The following is a 17,909-nucleotide window of genomic DNA, read 5'->3' on the forward strand; positions in this document are numbered from 1 at the left end:
ACGTCAGGGCAGTGCCTGGCCGATGGCGATCAGAAGGCCATAATCCGTAGCACCCATCACCTTGCCATGATGGCAGGCAGAGAGTAACTCAGCCGAGTTTGGGCTGATCAGGGGCTCCCTTAATGCCTGACCAGTCTCCAGAGTCCTTGCAACCAGAGTTGAAGTCGTCTTGGTCGAGACCTGCCGCATCACTGCTCTCTAGGGCCAGCAGCAGCATCGTGACGCATCCGGCTGGGTAGCGTGAGTTCTTGTCCTGAAGTCCTGCGTTATGCCCCAAGTTGTATGAACGCATGTCCTTGAAACCATGGGTGGAAACACCCCACACCAGGACAACCACGGCGACGACAGCGGCGATGGCGATTACCAAAAGCTTTCTGTCCCTCGTCATCCTGACCTTCCTATCGTCTTCGCGAGGGCCTAACCCCACCCACGGCCCGTTACCAGTCGACTGCTGAAAGGTATTGCGGGCAATAGAACCTGATCGCTGTCTTGACGAACGCGAACGCGCCGGCGCTGCCCGGAGGGACCACCCACCAACTCCCACTGTTGGCCGATTGCCGGGGGGTCAATCCCTGCATCGATATCCCGTTACATACGTCATGCCCCAACCGGACGGTGGTCGTCGGGCTCGACGTGTGCCACTGAACCTCGGCTAGCGCGTTGATGAACTGCACATCATAGGCGGTGAGAGGATCCGCCTTCGCCAGCGGCGCCAGCGCCAGCAACGCGGCAACCGCGGTGACAAGCGGGGTCGACGTCCACCGCACGGCTATCATCGTTCCACCTTCTATCGGGCCACCGGTCGCCTGGCCAGAAAAAGGTACCCCTGGCGACAGGCCTGCGGAGCGAAATCGCCGATCGTTCTTTTGTCGAAGTGGCCAGTTTTCATCGAGCCGGACTGGCTTCCGGCGGTTTGAGGTGGACGCGAGGCCTCCCTCGGAGGACCGCCTGGCAACCAGACGTGTCCGCAGGCGGGAAAGCCACAGTGGAAGGCCCGCATCCCATCGGCCGAGTTTCGGCACGGAAATCGTTGAGAGAGTTCTCCTCCAGCACTTCCAGAAGTCTCAAGCGGTGCAGTGATAGCCGCTGTGAGAATCGGGTTGAGACCGGGGCCGGCCATCACGATGAATTTGCGAGGGAGCCGGGGTCAGGAACGGTGGCAGGTTGAGATGAGGGCTTGCTGTTCGTCGAGCAGCTCGCTGATCGTGCTCAGATATGCGGATTGGTCGCTGTGGATGGCATCGCTTGGGCGCCCGGCTATTTCGTCGTTGTTGATAGCTTGTCGCCGCGCCACTGCCTGCACGGATAGGTCGGCGATCCGGTGAAGGCGGCGAGCAATGTCGGGGGTGGATGCTTGTCGTGCGTAGGTTTGCAGCTGGTTGGACCAATCTCGGTAGCTGGCCAGATCCACGTCGGTCGCTGTCAGCCGCGCTGTGAGCACGCTATTGGTTTTGAAGTTGAAGTTGGCGACCGAGTCGACGGTCCGGCAGTCCGGGTTGGGGCGATCCGATAGGTATGCGATTGTCACAGTGGCGATTCCAGCCACGATAAACAGCGGGATCGACATCCTTAGTCGCCGCGGCGGCGCAGCATAGTCGACGTCCACCGCCGCGTCGTCAGCTTCTGCGCTTGCGCGCAACGACTCCACGTGCGTGGTCAGCTGATCCTTGCGGTACCCGAGCCATGCGTAGTAGGCCGCGAAGTACAGCGCGAACCCGACAAAGAACACTCCGCGCCGAATATCGTTGGCTAGGAAGGACAAAACTCCGGCGAGGATGAGGAAGGCCGGCGTCAGCCATATCAATGCCCTCGACCCGCGCAGGGCCCTACGCGTGTGCGCCAGCCGCAAAGTGCCCACCTTGACGGCAGCCACCAGCACGCGCGGTTCAGAAGGGATCTCTCCGCGGCGCAATGCCCTGTTGATTTGGGGCAGCTGCTGGCGGCTAAGTCCAGTGAGGGCTGCAGAATAAGCCCGGCGGAACGGGCGCTGGACGAAAGCCAGGCACGCGGATATCAGTAGAGCGAACCCCGCCACGGTGAGCGGTCCCCACAACCATCCGGTGACGGCGAAAAAGTTCGGGTACAGCAACGCCGCGACTGCGCCAAGCGTGATCGCGCCGAACGCGGCGTTCGCCAGCCAGCTCACCCACCAAGGCGCAACAACGATTCGAGCCCACACAGGTTCTAAGTGTCCCAGAAGGGAGGCGGCCCTTGGGAAGAACCAGGCCGATCCAGCATTTGCAACTTGCGCGACATGACATCACATCGGCCCGTTCACGCTGGCACACTGGACGATCATCTGTGCGAGCTGTGGGTCAATCCCGTTGCCTTCGAGACGCGAGATCTCCGCCATCGAGGAACTCCCGTTGTTGCGAATGTTCCGGGAGACTTCTTGTCCGATCGTGTTGTAGACAAGCTGCTTTGCCTGAGGTGGTTCCGGGTTCAAGTGCTGTCTACTCAACAGGATGCAGTTCATGTAGCTATTCATGTCCGCCGCCGCAGGGCTTGCGAGGACTCCCGACACGAGCCCACAGAGCATCATCACGAGAGGAAGCGTTTTCTTCATCTGTTCACCTCCTTTCGCGGTCCGTTCTCGAGACCATCTCAACTGACATCCGAACTCTCGACCACACTTTTCGTGAATATCGTGGTGAACATCGTTGGTTGCACCGCTACCGCCGTCGGTTTTCCATCTCGACGCAGCGCCGCTCACCGTAGGCTTTGGCCATGTCTTCACGTCGTTATCCCGGCGCGGTGATTGTCAGCGTTGTCGCCGCTGGCATAGCCGCGACGGGATGTACCAAGAGCGCCGGACCTGCTGCAGGGACCAGCAGCGGCGTGGACGGCACCACCTCATCGAGCCTTGCGGGCATAACGAAGGTTCTCCAGTTCGAGGAAAGTTCACATGAGGGTGCCGCGGCCGGATGATCACTGGGGGTCGCCGGAGGCTTCGCCGCTGCCGTGGTCTTCACCCGCCGGCCGGCGACCGAAGAGCGGCAAACAGGAGTGGATGCTCGTGGGGGCGGCGGCATTTGCGGTAGCTATCGCCGTCTCGGTCATGGTGACCATCGTCGTTGTCAGGCATTCCTCGCCGCCGCGTCCAGGCCTGGCTAGTGCTAGAGACTCCGCACCGATCAGCGTCATCACCGAAGAACCCACCTGCGGGGGGTGGAGTAGCGTTGCCCATCCCTTGGCGGCCAGCGAGAAAGCCTCTGGCTGGCACGACAGAGACAAATCCATCCCGGCATCTGCCTGGAGTGCGCAGTTGAGCGCCCAATATCGGGCCGCCGGCACGGCAATACGTGAGGCCGCCGATAAGACTGGGATGCTGGCCAGGCAAACCCCGCACCGGGTGGTTCGGGAACTCTACGAGCAGCTGATCGCCTACTGGCGCGCTTACGCAGACCGAATCCCGCAGTACACCTCACCTGATGATCTGCTGTTGCGTGTTACCTATTCGGCTGGCAACGCGATTTTTGCCATCTGCGATGCGATTCGCCACGGGGCGGCCGCACTGCGCGGACCGCTGGTCACCGCGGCGGCCCCACCGACGAACGCGTCACCGCACACGGACGATCCGGCCAACCCGCAGCGATTCCTTCGCGCCAGCAACTCGATATGCGCGGACTTCACCTCGGTGTTTGCTCACTTCAATGACGCCGCCGCGGCGTGGCATGACACGGATGAGGACATCCCCGCGAGCCAGTGGAGCCCGCAACAGAGGGCCCTCAATGACGGCATCCGGCCGGCGATGAGCGCCGTCGACGACGAATTAGACCGATTGGGTCGGCGTAGCGGCAATCCGGTGATGGAAGACTTCGCGGTGCTCACCGCGGTGTATGGCCGCGCCTATGTTGAAGCGCTTCCAACATATGTGGTGGCTGACCACTACCTGTACGACGTCACCGCCCAGGGCACCAGCCTCATCTCGACGGGCTGCAAAGCAGTCTAGGGTAACGCACAGTTACTCACATCGGGATGTAAAGGCAAGGCAGGCAAGGTGCTTGGCTTCGTGATCAGTGCAGTGTCGCGGCGTGTCACGCGCCGGCTCCCGGCACCGGTGAAACGGGTATGCGTGGCGGCCATGGCATGGCTGGCCTTGGTCGTGGCTGCGTGCACGCCTCCTGATCGCAGCGCCGAGGTGCGCCACCTTCAGGCCGAGATCGCCAAAATGCCGGGCGTTGATGACGTTAATCCACTATATACCAACGATTTTGAGAACGGCGCCCAGTTGAATCTGGTAGTCGCGATGCCGAAGGCAAGCGAGGAACAGATCGCGGCGGTGGCCTCACGTATCACCCGCATCAAAGGCGGGGATTTCAACGGCTACCGCCAGTCCACCACCTTCGTCATTGGCGACCGAGTCGAGGTAAAACGCGGCGCAGAGCTCAACCCCGCCCAGATCGCCGGTGACACACATCAGTTACGACAACTCAGGACCCGTGTGCCAGAGGCGTCGATCCTGTGGTCACGTGACAGTGCCACGGTGCGCCTTGAAGTATCAGATATCGACCACACCAACGACGTCTTGAGCGCAGTGTTGGCCACTGTGCAGCCCGAACCGATGACCGTCTATATCCGTTCGGCCGAGCCGACCAAATTCCCCACCTGGGAAGTCGGTATCCCAATCACCGCCGAGCAGCGCGCAAACATCGACGCCCTGATATCGCGGCTGGCACTGCCGATCTATTACGTGCGGGTCGACGACGCCAGAATCACCGCGCTCTCGGTTTACATCACAGACCCTGCTACGGCCTACCGCGACCTCAAATCAGTCATTTCCACCATAGCGCCCACCAAACAGCACCCGCTACAACTGCAATGGCACCTCATGGTAGAGCCCGATAATTTCCACCAGTTCACCGGAGATCTTCAAGTGCCTGACTGCCGCGACGACAGTGGATCGCCGAAACCCCAAGCCCCTCTGGGCAATCAGACGGCAGAGGCGGCTCAATTGCAGCGGCAACTAGCCAGCGACTTTCACGACTGTAGATAGGCACCAGCGTGTCGTCTCATGAGGTGGTCCACTCGCCGGAGGGTCGTCGTGTCCGATGCTGAAGTAGACGGGCCACACCCCGCGGCCCCCGGGGCCACCATAGGGGCGGTTTTCTGGCACGTCGTGGGCCGCCTCGCGGTCGGCGCCCTTGGCCTGATGTTCATCGCCCTATTTTTCGGGGCAGGCCTAGTCGCCTACCAAGATCTGACTGGGCCGCACTGCGATGGACACCGGATGGGCCCGGCCGACACCTGCTCGGTGCTGACCTCCCGCGGGTACCGGTCGATAAGAACGATCGAGAAGTTGAACCGGGCAGGCACCGATCCAGCGGTGCTGACCGCGCCGGTGAACTGGCATGCAACACAGGAAAATATCCACCAGGGCGTGTACTCGCCGGCGAGCATGCGGGATTTTCACCGCAACACCGGCTACACCATGTTGGGCGGCGCGTTACTGATCGCACTGATGTTGGGGTCATGGGCGTACAAGGCCGCCAAAGCACGGTCATCGGCACCACGACGGCTCTGACGGCGCTATCACGACCGAGCCCGCCTCGGGCTGAGGTCGGTCGCTGCGGCAATAACGAGCGAGTTGCAGAGCTCGTCGGAAGTATCCGGCAGTCCCCCTAAACCCGCGCCCCCGCGCGACCGACGCCGAACGAAGCCTCGCCGAGAAATACGCAAGCCAAGAGCGAGGCGTCATAGTGTGGCGCTCGGCAGTAATGCCGCTCCCGCTCGACCGGATTAGGCGTAAGTCATGCTTAAGGACATGCCGAAAAAATCACTAGAGGCACAGACCCAGCCAGAAACCGGCTCCGGTGAGCGCGTCCTCGGTACGTGGCAAGCCGCCGGACTGAGCGTTGCGGTGATTGTGTCTGCGGCGCAGTACGGACTGGGCGCGCTGCTCGGTGCAGCGGTCATGGTCCCGGTCATCTACGCCTTGGCGCGACTGCGCCGCTATGCACCCCATGCGCGCAACACCGCCGAATTGGTTGGTGCCACACTGGGCCCGAAGGCGGGGACTGCAGCCGGCACCGTTCAACTGCTCGCCTATGTGGTGCTGACAGCGAAGTTCGCCACCGCCCTCGGATCGCTGCTGCTGCTGCAGTTTTCATCCGGTGAAGACCCTGCCGAGAACTTTTCGTGGTTACCGGTCGCCGCGGCGGGGACCGCGGTCGTCGTTGGCGCCATTGTCTGTTGGGCGTCGACTCGGGTCATCGCGTCGCTGGTGGCGCCGCTCGTGATCGCCGGGTTGCTCATCTCCGTCTACCTTGCGGTGGCAGTCACTGCGCGCGTCGCCGCAGGCAGTGACCCCGTTGTCATCGGGACGGCCGCTACCCAGGGCCGGCTGTCTGGTCAGTTAGTCGGCTTCGGACTGGGGATGGTGGGCGTTGAACTCATCACGGTCCGAAGCGCGCGCGTAGCCAGGCCGGGGCGATCCATGTCGCTGGCGGTCGCGGTAGTGGCCGCGGCGGCGCTGGTGTTGTGGGTGGGTGATCACCAGGGGGTGGTGGGGCCGTGGCGATGGAGTGCCAAACTCCTGGGCGAAGCTGTGCCGGAGTTCTATGCCGAAGCGGGTCGGACGTGGATGACTATCACCGGCGTCGCTGTCGGGGTGGCCGCTGCGTTGGCCTCGGGGTGGGCAGTGGTGCGCGTCGCCGCGGACCTGGCGGTAACGCGCCAGGCGCGGCCGAACACCATCGCGCGAGTGGTGCTGATGGCGCTTGTCGCGGTGACGGCTGCCGTCTTGTCGGCGCACGGTGCGCGCTGGATCGGGTTGGTCATTCTCGGCGCGGCGCCCCTGCTGCTGATGGCGCTGTATGTGTTTGTCACAGAAGCTAATTCGCGAGTCCCCGGCGACAGCGTGGTGGCCTGGTGGGTGCGGCTGGTGATGCCCGCGGTGGCCGCGGTGGCGGTGGTCAAACCGCTGGTGGACTCCGAGTTCGCCGCGGTCGAGGTGGCGACGGTGGCCGCCGCGGCGATCGGGGTGGGCGCGGCGGGCGCGGCGGCGGCGCTGCTGGCGCGGCCCCGCGACCGCACCGCGAAATCTGAGTAGTCTTACGGATCCCGCGAACGGTCCGCTGCCGCAGGCTTATTGGCATGACCGTTCCCAACAGCATGTCGAAAACCACCGCCGCCTTCTTCGTCCAGGCCGCCGTTGCATTCGCGATCAGCTTCGTGGCCGCGCTCGGCGGAATCTATTTCCTGCCGCTTGACCCCTGGCCGCGATTGTTCCTCGGGGTCACCTTCCTCTTTCTGGTGTCGAGCGCGTTCACCCTGGCCAAGGTGATCCGCGACCAGCAGGAGGCCGCAACCGTTCGGGTGCGGCTCGATGAGGCCCGCATCGAAAGGCTGCTGGCCGACTACGACCCGCTCAACGCCGCGGGCTGAGTAGAACTACTCAGCCTTGTCGCGTAGAAGTGCGCAGGCCCGCGCCCGCGCCACCGGCGATGCTTTCCTCATCGCACGATTCCTGCTCCACCACAACGCTCCGCAGTCACAGCACAGAAGGGCAATTCCGCTCCCATGACCACTCTTGTCCGGTTTCCAGACGTCGCCGAGGTGGCCGCGAGTACGCCGGCCGATCGCGACCGCGTCCTGGACGTCATCCGCATCACGTCGCTGGTCGGCGTGGTGCTCGGCCATACCGTGATGGCGGCCAGCATCATCCGCAATAACGTTTTGATCTGGGACAACCTGCTCACCACCTCGGCGCTGTTTCAGGCGATGACGTGGCTGTTGCAGATCATGCCGCTGTTCTTCTTCGCCGGCGCGGCGGCGTGCGTGTCCTCCTGGGCTCCGGGCACCAATTGGGGTGACTGGCTGATGAGGCGCTGCACCAGGCTGTTCCGGCCGGTGTTTTACTACCTGGCGTTCTGGGCCGTGGTGCTGACGGTGCTGTATCGGGCGCTGCCGCGGCACATCTACGATCCGATCGCCGGCGTCAGCACGCAGCTGCTGTGGTTCCTGGGGGCTTACGTCCTGGTGCTGGCCGCCATGCCGCTGCTGCACCGCGTCAGCACGGCCGGGCGGCTGGCCGCCGGGGTGGCGGCGGTCTACGGGGCGATCGCGATGATCGACGTGATCCGGCTGCACTGGCCGGCGATGATGCCGTTGGGTTACCTCAACCTGGCCGTCTGGCTCATTCCCGCGATGTTCGGCGTGGCTTACCGTCGCGGGCTGCTCGGCGGCCGCGCCGCGCTGGCCGTCGCCGCCGTCTTCTTCGCCGTCGACGTCGCGCTGGTGCGCTGGGGGCCGTATCAGATCAGCATGGTCGGCACCGGTGACCATCATCTGTCCAACACCAGCCCGCCGTCGCTGCTGCTGGCCGGGCACGCAATCATCCTGAGCGCGTTGGCGATCGCGGCCGCACCGGCGATCGCGCGCTGGGCGCAGCGGCCGCGGGTGTGGTGGTGGACCGCCATCGGCAACTCGGGCGCGATGACGCTGTATCTGTGGCACATGCCGGTGCTGTTGGGTGTGCATCTGGTCTTCGATTTCTTTGGCTGCCCGCGCTTTCCGGGTGCGCAGGATTTCCTCGCCATCAGCTTCGCGCAGGTGTTCATCGTGATGGTCGCGGTGGCGGTGCTGTTCGTGGCGCTGCGGCCGCTGGAGAACAACCCGCTGTCCGGCTGGGACGGTGCGCCCGCGGTGACGTCGCGGTGGCGCGGCGCGGCCATCGGCGCCCTGCTGTGCACGTCCGGCGTGGCGCTGCTCGCGGCGATCAGGTGGGGGCTCAAGGACGACGGCCTGGCGTGCATGGCCGTGGTGGTGAGCGCGCTGGTGAGTGCGCGAATCCTGGCCACACTCCCGGTGCGACACCGCCTCGCAACGCGGTAGCCCAAGATCGTTGGCCCGCGGGGTAAGTGTGGTTATCCGGCCGCCCCGCGGGTCACGGCTCTTCGTCCAGGCCGTGCTCGATGGCGTAGCGTGCCAGCTCCACCCGATTGGCGACCTGGAGCTTGCGGAAGGTCGCCTGCACATGGTTTTCCACCGTGCGGTGGCTCAACGACAGCTTCTGGGCGATCTGCTTGGCGGACAGCCCTTTTGCCACGTAGCGCAACACCTCTGTTTCGCGTTCGGTGAGGCTGGGGCGGGCGGGCCCGTCGTCCGTGCTGTCCTTGCTCTGTGCGATGCGCCGGTATTCGCCCAGCACCAGCCCGGCCAGGCTCGGGGTGAACACGGCCCGCCCGGCTGCGGTGGCGGTAACCGCCTGTGCCAGTTCGGCTTTCGAGGCGCTCTTGACCAGGTATCCCGTCGCGCCGGCTTTGACCGCCTCCAGGACGTCGTCGCGTTCGTCGGAGGCTGACAGCACCAGCACCCGCGACGAGGGGGAGACCGCGAGCACCGCGGCGGTCGCCTGGGCACCGTCGCCGTCGGTCAGCTGCATGTCCATCACCACCACGTCGGGCTTGACCACGGCGGCCCGCCGTCCCGCGGCGGCCACGCCGTCGGCGGTGGCGACCACGGTGAAGCCACCTTCGGCCAGGTCGCGCGCGACGGCGTCACGCCAGATCGGATGGTCGTCGACCACCATCACCGTGGTCGGCGTCTCGTCATCCGCCATGGCGTCCCTGTCCGCGTGGCACGCACAACTCCCACTCGGTGCCTTCCCCCGGCTCGCTGTGCAATTCGGCGCTGCCACCCAGCGCCGTGAGGCGCCCCACGATCGATTGGGCGATGCCAAGGCGCCCCTGACGCGTCGCTTCCTCGAGCCGGCCGGCGGCAATACCCACGCCGTCGTCGCGGACGCTGACCACGACGGAATCGCCGAGGTCCTCCACGAGCACGAAGGCGTGCGCATCCGGACCGGCATGGCCGACCACGTTGTCCAGCGCGTTGCCCACCGCGGCATCCAGTTCGGTTGCCGCCCAACGTCCCAACGGCACCGCAGTGCCCGGCAGGCTGAACGACACCCGATCGGACTCCCGGCACCGCAGCAGCGCGCGCAGGTCGATCGTCGCGCTGTCGGCGTCGGGATCGACGTCCGCGCACGCCAGCCAGCGCCGCAACGCGCGCTCCTGCTCGCTGGCCAGGTCGGCGAGTTCGGCTGTCGGGCCGCCGATCTCGTGCCCCTTCTTGGCGACCAGCGCCAGCACCTGGATGGCGCCGTCGTGGACCTGGCGGGATAACCGGTCGCGTTCTTGCACCGCGGCCGTCAACTGCGCCGCGCGTTGCAGCTCGTCGTGCGCGCGGCGCGCGGTCTGCGCGGCCATCCCGATGGCCATGCCGATCGCCAGTTCGATGATGACGGTGGCGTTGTGCCCGAGGTTGAGCGCGAGGTAGTTCTTGACGGCGAAATTGGTGGCCATCACCGCCAGGCCCGTCAGCATGCCGCCCGCGGGGCCGAACTGTATGGCGGCCGAAATCGTGGGATTGCTGGCCCACAACGTCGTCGGCCAGGTCTGGTTGTCGGCCGCCCAGTGCGGGCTCGCGACGAGGTTGTTCGACCACATCAGCAAGACGACGACCGCCAGCTCGGCGAGCACCCACGCCGGTTTGCGGCCGAAGCCCCGCAGATAGGCGATCGCGCAGGCCGCGCTCCAGCCGATCAGCGCGGCGAACAGCACCCAACCCAGCACGGGCCGAACCAGATCCGGGTTGATCGCGATTTGAAAGCCGGTGGCGTAGATGCAGCTCAGCAGGCGGAACACTTGCGCCGCGCGCCACAGCGGCGTGGTGGGATCGGGGCCGTGATTCGCCATCGTGGTCAGCATAAAGGCGCTGGGTCCCGCGGCGGACCGGGCAAACATCAGTCGATTGTTGCGTCGGTGGCGGTCGATGCGAAGCTCTTGGTGGTGACGGTGCCGTCGCTGTGGTTGCTGGTAACGGTGCAGCGGGTGCTGGTCGCGTCGACTGCGCAGGTGCCGGACCAGACGCTGCTGGTGTAGGTCAGGCTGCTGCCTGCGGGCAGCGGGATGAATCCGGCGGCACCGGTGGGTTCGCGGGTGACGCCGTCGGGTCCTACGCGCTGGGTGCTGAGGAACTCTTCGCGCGTGGTCTTCGAAAAGCCACTTGGGGCCGTGGTCGTGATCCGCACGAGGTTGTTGCCTTCGGCGGAGCCGTGTAGCTCGCCTAGGCATTCGATGTAGGCGAACATGCCGCGGGAGATGACCACGATTCGGCACAGTTGGCCGCTGGGCGAGGTGAACTGTGCGCCGCCGCCGCCGTAGGTGTTGAAGGTCTGGAAGGGTTTCGGGTCGACGGGGTGGTAGCCGGTGTAGTTGGATGGATCTGCGGCAGCGGGAGGGGCTGTTAGGCCGGTAAGCGCAGTGGCCACGCCGGCGCAGAGTATGGCGCCCCGCAAGCCGATCAGGTTGCTGTTGTTGTTGCGCGGTTCGCGCTCGGTGATCTGTTTAGCCACAACATCATCCAATCAGTAGGTCTGGCTGACTTGGGGCAGGATCCGGAAGCCATGTGTGCCGTCGTGATAGAGGTTCTGGATTTCACAGGTGATCGAGTCGTCAGTGACGACGGCGCATATTGATGTGTTGAGGTCGTCGTCGCCGCGGTGTCCTCCGGGGACGACAATCTTCTGCCCAGGATTGAGTAGGTGGTAGCTGGCGGGGTCGACGGTTCTTTTCTCGGTCGGGCCGGCGTGGTAGGTCTCTTGCTCGTTGAGGTCGGTGTGGCTGAGCAAGGAGAAGACTTCGGTGTGCCCTGGGGGCGCGGGTCCCCGCGTGATCGGCGTCAAGGTGTCTTTGTCGTAGGGCCACTCGGATACCTTTGCGTAGTTCACCCCAGATGCCACGCCAGGGAGCGGCCCCCAGCAGTCGATTGCGGCGGCGTACTGGAACGAGTGTGGGCCGTCATAGATTCGGCAGCGGATTCCGGCGCGGGTGGCGAACTGAATTCCGTTCCAGCCGTAGGTCGAATAGGTGCGGTAGTCGTCGGTGTTGACGGACCGGTAGTCGTCGAAGTTGACCGGAGGGGGTAGCGGCGGGGCGGCGCAACATGCCGGCTTTTGGTGGCATGCCACGCTCGCGGCGCCGATGAGTATTGCTGAGACGGGGACGGCAAGCGCGCGCACTGCCGGCACCTCCTTCTTCTGTGTCATGTGCCCATCAAGTCGACGATGGACTGGCGAGCTCGCTGGGTCAGGCCTGGGAGATGGCGCCGGTGGTCTTGGCGACGATGTCGCTGGCTTGGCTGGTGGTGTCGAAGCCGCACCACAGGGTGTCGATGATGACGTTGTTGGCCAGCCCCAGGGCGCGTTGGCAGGTGAAACCTTCACCGCTGGCTTGGGTTTGGGTGCTGGTCAAGGTGGTGTCGGTGGCACGCAGCTCGCCGAAGTTCCATGTCACCGGGGCGTGGCTGTGCAGGACGACGGTGAGCGAGTGGTTTGCGCAGCCCGACCAGCGTGTTTTGGCTTGGCTGAAGAATTGTTGGGCTGAGTCGGCGTCGCGGAAGCTGATGAGGGCCTGGACCAGTGCGTGGCGGGCGCTCCCCGGTGTGGTTGCGTCGTCGAGGATTTGGCCTTGCATGGCGGTCCAGTTGGTGCCTTGGTAGGCGTTGGCTTCGGCTGGGAAGTAGGTGTCGAGGCAAGCCGGGGTGGAGATGGTGTCCTCGTCGTGCCACATGTGCGTGATCGGTGTGCGCACGGCCATGCCTGTGGTGTGCGCAGCGGTGTTGATGTCGTTTTCGCTGAGCAACAGGTCTGGCAGGTGTTGGGGCAGGATCGCCGGCGGTTGCCAGCGGCCGAGGTCTGCGGCGGCTGCGGGGTGGCCGGTGGTGGTGGCGGTGCAGCCGGTGAGCAGCAGGCATAGGGCGGTGGCGGCGAGGATTGCCCAGCGGCCGGTGGCGGTCAGCCGCGATGTACGGGTGCTGTGTTTTGGTGCGCTGTTTTCTGTGGTCTTCGCGGGTGGTCTTGAGGCGCTCATTCGGGCGGTTCTCCTTGCTGGGCCTGGTGGATACGGATGCAGACGCTACCAACAAAACCACAGTGGTGCAATGTTATGAACCATTGCGCTATGTTTTTTGCTGTGGTCTAATCCAAAGCATGCATGACAGCGCGGCAGCGTCCGAGGGCTTCACCCCTCGCCTTGGACAAACCCCGGCCGCCATACAGCGACCCACTGCGCACCCCGCAACCTCGCCTATCCCCGAAGGACAGCAGATGCCCCACCACGCGAACCCGCCGCTCAGCACCGCCCAGACCGCCCCGCCATCGGGCAATGCCGCGATGCGCAACGGCTACCAGCCTGCTGCGATGCCGCCCATGGGCCCCGGGCCCGGCGAGGAAGCCACCGTGGTGCTGCCGCGGCGGCCACTCGGATTCGCAGGCGGCCCTCCCCCGGTCCGGCCCCTGCCGCCGGCGCCGTCCTGGGGCGCCGGCCCGGGCTACCCTGCTGCGATCGCGGCGCCGCGCCACCAGCGGTTCCCCCTGTGGGCCCGGATCGGCGCCGCCGCCGCGGTCATAGTCGCCATAGTGGCCGCCGGAATCGTGATCAACGTCGCCAGCAGCCCCGATGACATGGGCAGCGTGGCAGTGACTCGCTCCCCCCGCCCGTCCTCGACGCAGGCCAGCCCGAGCCCAACGCGGCAAGCGGCGGCAACGGTGCCGTTGTCGGCGCTGCCCGGGCTGCTGCTGGATGTGGCGACCATCAGCAGCATCGAGGGCGCGACGAACATCGCGCCAACACCGGACGCCGGTAGCGACGACGTGGCCTACAGCGGCGTGAATACCGACCGGCCCGAATGCGGCGAGATCCAAATCCCCGCGCTCGAGTCCGAACTTGAGGGCACCGGTTGGGTAGGGATACGCACCCAGTCCCTGCAGGACCCGAAAGTCGTTGAGCACCTGGACAACAGCGCCGCGATCTACTTCACGACCGCCACGGCGGCCAGCGACTTCGTGGCCAAGCAGGCTGCGGCCTGGCCGAAATGCAACGGCGCCACCTTGCGCCTGCTCGAGCGGGGTCAACCAGACAGCATCTGGATGGCCAGCACGGTCGCCAACCGTGACGGCATGCTCAGCATCATCAACACCCAGGAAGGTGCGGGGGGCTGGCAGTGCCAACGGGCCATGACCGCCCGCAACAACATCGTCATCGATGTGCGCAGCTGCGGTAATAACCGCACCGATCAGGGCCTCAAGATCGCGACCCGGATGGCCGATCGTGTCAACCCCCGCTGACCAGACCCACCGTTGCTACTCGCGCGAGAAGAGAGGAGCGGCCATGGCTTGGATGCGCTTGGCGCCCAATGTCGTTCGGCTGATCCTGGTGCTGGTGTCCTCGGCGTTGATCACGCTGGTGGCCGGTTGCGCTGATGTCGTCAGCGGCACTGTGCGCGCGGCGCCGGACCTCAAACCGCGCCCGCTGGTCGGCGAAGTCATCAAGCAGGCGATGCTGACCGATGCTGAGTTGTCCCACGTGTTCGGTCAATCGTTCAAACTCGATGACAGTATGCCGCCGAAGTTCGGCGGCCCGGCGGAGATGTACTGGGACTGGCCGGACGCTTCACGCAGCGATTGCGCCTCGCTGGCGCACATCCTGATGGGCGAGGCCTACCGTAATGCGCAGGTGGTCAACGTTGCTCACGAACAGTGGTGGGCCGCCGATGTCGGCGAATTTCCCACGGTGATCGATCTCGTCGAGGGTGTGGTCGCGTTACCGAACACGGCGGCGGCCAATGCGTTGTTTGAGAAATTCGGTTCGCAGTGGTCGCGGTGCGCCGGTCAGCGCCTCGACAGCGGCCTGGGATTTCAGAATGAGATCACCGAGGTGCACGCCGGTGCTTCAGTCGTGGAAGCCACCGTGGAAGAGGTAGACCTGCACACGAAACTGCGGCGGGTGCGCGCGCTCGGTGTGCGGGGCAATTGCCTGGTGGAGGTCGAGGCGGTCTATTTCCGCGACGTGGCGCCCGCGCCAGGCAAGGACGCCAGCGATGTGGCCAGGGCGATGATGGGCAAAATCAGCGATCGAAGCTGACGCCCTGGTAGTAGCGACTACCATTCTCCCCATCGTTGCCGGCGCACACAGGCCGGCCGCGGGACCTGAGAAAAGGAGGGATCGGACGTGCGCGACGAATCGGCGGCTGAGCCGATGGCGACGCTGCTCAACAGCGCGCGCCCGCCAGCTGGATGCTGCGGCGCGGAACCGCCTGCACCGCGCCGCGCGCGAGGCCGCACTGCTGTATCCGGACAATCCCGACTTACAGCAGTGCGCGGTCGACGCGGCGATCGACTATCTCAACGACAATGCTGACCTGGACGCTGACGGTGCCGAATGGCATCGCATTCGCGACCAGGAGAAGCGACTCGGTGCCCGAGTCCGCCAACTCGCGGTGATGGCGGTGGCCGACAAGGCTGTCTCGGAACGGCGGGCGGCCAGCGCCATCTTCATCGACCGCATGGCGTTGCGGCGCTGGTCGGGCAAACGGCCCAACAGGCGCCGGAGCGGATCAGCGAAAGCCGCCCGGTGAAGATCCGACACACAAGCATCGCCGCCGCGCGCCGGGGCTTATCGCCGCTGCTGCTCAGCCTCGCCGTAGTGGTCGTCGTGGGCAGCGGCTGCTCGAACCAGGTGACGGGGGTAGCCGTCAAATCCGGCGGCCCGGCGCCCGCGGCGGCCAACGCGGCCCTGCTCGACCCCGGTAACTATCCGCGCCGGCCCCGGCCCCCCCTTGGGCAACGTCGCCGATGACGCCGCCGGGCGCCGCGTCGAGGCCCAGCGGATGGCCGACATGGTGGCCGGACCGTGGCAGATCGACGCCACGTTGATCAGCCCGACGAACGCCGAAATCGCGCCCACGACAGCGTTTCCCGAGCCCACACGGCTATCGGCGCTGGTGCGTGGGGATTCGATCGCCGCGATCGCCGCCGCGCATCATTTCGTGGCCGGTTTCGTCAGTGGGCGCGCCACCCCGCCACCTCCACAGGGACAGGCCGGCGCTGACAAGCCCAAGATCCTGGACAACGGGGTGTTTCGGTTCCCCAGCCCCCAAGACGCGACGGATGCGGCTGCGGCGATGGCCGCCGCTGATGTGGGCACCATCCGCCCGGGCAACATCCCAGCGACCCGGCTGGCGATCCCCAACTATCCCAACACGCGGGCCTACGTGGCCCCGCTGTCAGGAGGTTTTGAAGCCTCAGCGTTCAGCGCGCACGGCCTGTACGTGTTTTTCCAGTTCGCCGGATCCAAGGAAAGCTCCGCGGCGGTCGCCGACATGATCGCCAAAACCCTGGATTTGCAAGGCCCGGCCGCTGACCACTTTCAAGCCACCCCAGTCGATCGGCTGGCCAGCTTGCCGGCCGACCCGACCGGTCTGCTGGCCCGCACCGTGCCGGCCACCGACCCCAACGTCAACCAGGGTGGGGTCTACTCCGCGCACGGCTCACTACATTTCCGATCCGACCCGGTTGCCACCCAGGCGATGTACAACGACGCCGGCATTACCCACGTCGCCGTCGACCGCACCACCATCTACGAGGCCGTCGATACCACCGGCGCCCAGCGCGCCGCTGATGGGCTTGCCCGCATCGACGTGCCGTTCCTGGGCTATCACTCCGCCCCCGGCATCAACGGTCTACCCTCAGCGCGCTGCTTTGACCGCGGGCCCGACATCACCGACCTGGGGGCGGTGCGGTTTGTGTGCATCGCCACCGCAGCGCGCTACGCGTTCAAAGCCACTGCGGCCCAAGAGGTTGAGGCCCATCAGATCATGGCTGCCCAATACCTGATGCTGACCGCGCCATGACCGGGCGCATCCGTTCATGGTTGCGCGCCGCGGCCGTCGGAGTCGCGGCGCTGACGGTGGCCTGCAGTACCACGATCGCCGGCAGCGCGGTCAAAGCCCCCGGGGAGGCCAGCCCCGACGGTGTGAATCTGGCGTTGCTCGATGCTGGGAACTTCCCCACCACCCCCCGCGCCCCATTGGGGTTGGCCGGCGACGCGCTGCGCGGCGGCTGGGCCGAAGGGCGCCGCCTGGCCAGCGTGGTGGTGGGCCCGTGGGAGGTCGACGCCGACCTGATCGACTATGCGCAAATCGAATCCGGCGTGGTCAAAGACGTCGATGCGGTCAACGCGCTGCTCGGGGCCCCCCTGGGGGAGGCGCTTAACGGCCACAACTTGCTGGCCGGGTTTTCCAGCGCCCGTCACACCGACAAGGGCCCCTATAAGGACCTGCTGACCACGGTGTTGGAACTGGCCAGCCCGGCTGATGCGAGCGCCGCGATCACCGCGATGGCAGCCAAAGGCGCTGCCCTGACGATGCCCTTTGACACCAAACCCATCCCGACGCAACTGTTTTCGATTCCCCGATACCCAGCTACGACGGCACTGACCTACCAATGGACAGCGCAATACCCCGACCCCGGCCCGCGGTTCTCGGTGACCGCCTTGACCGCACACGGACAATACGTGCTGGCACAAACAGCGACGTCGGCTGACAAACCCGATACGGCTGCCGGGTTGATCGCCACCACACTGGATTTGCAGCAGCTCCTGGTCGACAAATTCAAGCCGACCCCGCCGGATCAGATGGCTCAACTGCCGCTGGACCCCGATGGGTTGATGGCCCACACGGTGGCCCCCCGCCAAGAAAACGAATCGATCAGCGACGGGATCTATGACGCCCATGGGGCGCTGCACCTGGCCACCGGCGACCCCGTCCACTTGGCGGCGATGTTCAAATCCGCTGGCGTGCAACAGGTCTCCTACGTCCTCGAAACCCGCGTCTACCAAACCCCCGACACGGCCTCCGCGGCGCGCCTCGTCGCCGATGAGACCGGGCCCAACCAGGTCGGCGGGATCAGCGGCATGCCCAAGGCGAAATGCTTCAACGAAACCCTGGGCTACTGGTGCGTGGCCCGCGCCGACCGCTACGCATTCGAGATGCAAAACGAACAAGAACACGCTGTGCACCAGATGATGGCCGCCCAATACCGCATGCTGACAGGGAAATGAGCCGCT

Annotated in this window: 20 protein-coding genes; 11 read left to right on the forward strand and 9 right to left on the reverse strand. The window is 65.5% G+C overall.

All coding sequences use genetic code 11. The features are described from left to right. Positions 1-88: 88 nt before the first annotated feature. The 4 genes from BST14_RS07180 to BST14_RS07195 all read right to left on the reverse strand — a co-directional run bounded on the left by BST14_RS07180 (position 89) and on the right by BST14_RS07195 (position 2,566). Positions 89-388: a hypothetical protein gene (locus BST14_RS07180; protein ID WP_139813803.1), complete on the reverse strand. Its 300-nt coding sequence runs from the start codon at positions 386-388 to the stop codon at positions 89-91. A gap of 49 nt (positions 389-437) precedes the next feature. Continuing rightward, positions 438-776 (reverse strand): DUF732 domain-containing protein, encoded by a 339-nt coding sequence (locus tag BST14_RS07185; protein ID WP_064942984.1) that lies wholly within the window; start codon positions 774-776, stop codon positions 438-440. 371 nt (positions 777-1,147) lie between these two features. Beyond that, a complete protein-coding gene (locus BST14_RS07190) occupies positions 1,148-2,146 on the reverse strand; it encodes a hypothetical protein (RefSeq protein ID WP_036473585.1) in 999 nt (332 codons plus the stop codon). 114 nt (positions 2,147-2,260) lie between these two features. Continuing rightward, positions 2,261-2,566: a hypothetical protein gene (locus tag BST14_RS07195; RefSeq protein ID WP_036473583.1), complete on the reverse strand. Its 306-nt coding sequence runs from the start codon at positions 2,564-2,566 to the stop codon at positions 2,261-2,263. Between the two features lie 492 nt (positions 2,567-3,058). Between BST14_RS07195 and BST14_RS07205 the strand changes: the two genes are divergently transcribed. The 6 genes from BST14_RS07205 to BST14_RS07230 all read left to right on the forward strand — a co-directional run bounded on the left by BST14_RS07205 (position 3,059) and on the right by BST14_RS07230 (position 8,835). Next, positions 3,059-3,952 carry an ESX-1 system-associated protein gene (locus BST14_RS07205; protein WP_497795580.1) on the forward strand — a complete coding sequence of 298 codons (894 nt, stop codon included), beginning with the start codon at positions 3,059-3,061 and terminating at the stop codon, positions 3,950-3,952. Between the two features lie 60 nt (positions 3,953-4,012). Beyond that, positions 4,013-4,996: a hypothetical protein gene (locus BST14_RS07210; RefSeq protein WP_139813800.1), complete on the forward strand. Its 984-nt coding sequence runs from the start codon at positions 4,013-4,015 to the stop codon at positions 4,994-4,996. Between the two features lie 234 nt (positions 4,997-5,230). Beyond that, a complete protein-coding gene (locus tag BST14_RS07215) occupies positions 5,231-5,524 on the forward strand; it encodes a hypothetical protein (RefSeq protein ID WP_036473578.1) in 294 nt (97 codons plus the stop codon). Positions 5,525-5,764: 240 nt separating this feature from the next. Beyond that, positions 5,765-7,051 carry a hypothetical protein gene (locus BST14_RS07220; RefSeq protein WP_036473576.1) on the forward strand — a complete coding sequence of 429 codons (1,287 nt, stop codon included), beginning with the start codon at positions 5,765-5,767 and terminating at the stop codon, positions 7,049-7,051. A gap of 44 nt (positions 7,052-7,095) precedes the next feature. Further along, positions 7,096-7,386, forward strand: a complete 291-nt coding sequence (locus tag BST14_RS07225) for a YiaA/YiaB family inner membrane protein (protein ID WP_036473574.1) — start codon at positions 7,096-7,098, stop codon at positions 7,384-7,386. A 135-nt stretch (positions 7,387-7,521) separates the two neighbouring features. Next, entirely contained in the window at positions 7,522-8,835 is a 1,314-nt protein-coding gene (locus BST14_RS07230; protein ID WP_051641691.1) for an acyltransferase family protein, read from the forward strand. Between the two features lie 52 nt (positions 8,836-8,887). Here BST14_RS07230 and BST14_RS07235 read toward each other — a convergent pair whose 3' ends face one another. From BST14_RS07235 to BST14_RS07255, 5 genes are read right to left on the reverse strand one after another with little or no spacing between them, the layout of a single operon-like run. Then, the gene (locus tag BST14_RS07235) at positions 8,888-9,562 is read right to left on the reverse strand and encodes a response regulator (RefSeq protein ID WP_036473572.1); all 675 of its coding nucleotides are present in this window, start codon (positions 9,560-9,562) and stop codon (positions 8,888-8,890) included. Further along, a complete protein-coding gene (macS, locus tag BST14_RS07240; RefSeq protein WP_036474078.1) occupies positions 9,552-10,712 on the reverse strand; it encodes a MacS family sensor histidine kinase in 1,161 nt (386 codons plus the stop codon). Before macS ends, BST14_RS07235 begins: the two co-directional genes overlap by 11 nt. Before the next feature lie 35 nt (positions 10,713-10,747). Beyond that, complete coding sequence (locus BST14_RS07245; RefSeq protein WP_036473570.1) at positions 10,748-11,359, reverse strand: hypothetical protein; 612 nt, start codon at positions 11,357-11,359, stop codon at positions 10,748-10,750. Positions 11,360-11,371: 12 nt separating this feature from the next. Next, complete coding sequence (locus tag BST14_RS07250; protein ID WP_036473568.1) at positions 11,372-12,052, reverse strand: hypothetical protein; 681 nt, start codon at positions 12,050-12,052, stop codon at positions 11,372-11,374. 40 nt (positions 12,053-12,092) lie between these two features. Then, entirely contained in the window at positions 12,093-12,875 is a 783-nt protein-coding gene (locus tag BST14_RS07255) for a sensor domain-containing protein (protein ID WP_036473566.1), read from the reverse strand. A 236-nt stretch (positions 12,876-13,111) separates the two neighbouring features. Between BST14_RS07255 and BST14_RS07260 the strand changes: the two genes are divergently transcribed. From BST14_RS07260 to BST14_RS07275, 5 genes are all read left to right on the forward strand, one after another. Continuing rightward, the gene (locus BST14_RS07260) at positions 13,112-14,131 is read left to right on the forward strand and encodes a sensor domain-containing protein (protein WP_051641690.1); all 1,020 of its coding nucleotides are present in this window, start codon (positions 13,112-13,114) and stop codon (positions 14,129-14,131) included. A gap of 43 nt (positions 14,132-14,174) precedes the next feature. Then, positions 14,175-14,927 (forward strand): sensor domain-containing protein, encoded by a 753-nt coding sequence (locus BST14_RS07265; RefSeq protein WP_051641689.1) that lies wholly within the window; start codon positions 14,175-14,177, stop codon positions 14,925-14,927. A 489-nt stretch (positions 14,928-15,416) separates the two neighbouring features. Continuing rightward, on the forward strand, positions 15,417-15,641 hold the full coding sequence (locus BST14_RS29410) for a hypothetical protein (RefSeq protein WP_142279298.1): 225 nt from the start codon (positions 15,417-15,419) through the stop codon (positions 15,639-15,641). Continuing rightward, a complete protein-coding gene (locus tag BST14_RS07270; protein WP_083063901.1) occupies positions 15,622-16,695 on the forward strand; it encodes a DUF7373 family lipoprotein in 1,074 nt (357 codons plus the stop codon). The genes BST14_RS29410 and BST14_RS07270 overlap by 20 nt, the downstream gene beginning before the upstream one ends. Continuing rightward, positions 16,692-17,903 (forward strand): DUF7373 family lipoprotein, encoded by a 1,212-nt coding sequence (locus BST14_RS07275; RefSeq protein WP_036473554.1) that lies wholly within the window; start codon positions 16,692-16,694, stop codon positions 17,901-17,903. Before BST14_RS07270 ends, BST14_RS07275 begins: the two co-directional genes overlap by 4 nt. Positions 17,904-17,909 lie beyond the last annotated feature (6 nt).

Origin of the sequence: Mycobacterium arosiense ATCC BAA-1401 = DSM 45069 (assembly GCF_002086125.1) — a bacterium.
Taxonomy (GTDB): Bacteria; Actinomycetota; Actinomycetes; order Mycobacteriales; family Mycobacteriaceae; genus Mycobacterium; species Mycobacterium arosiense.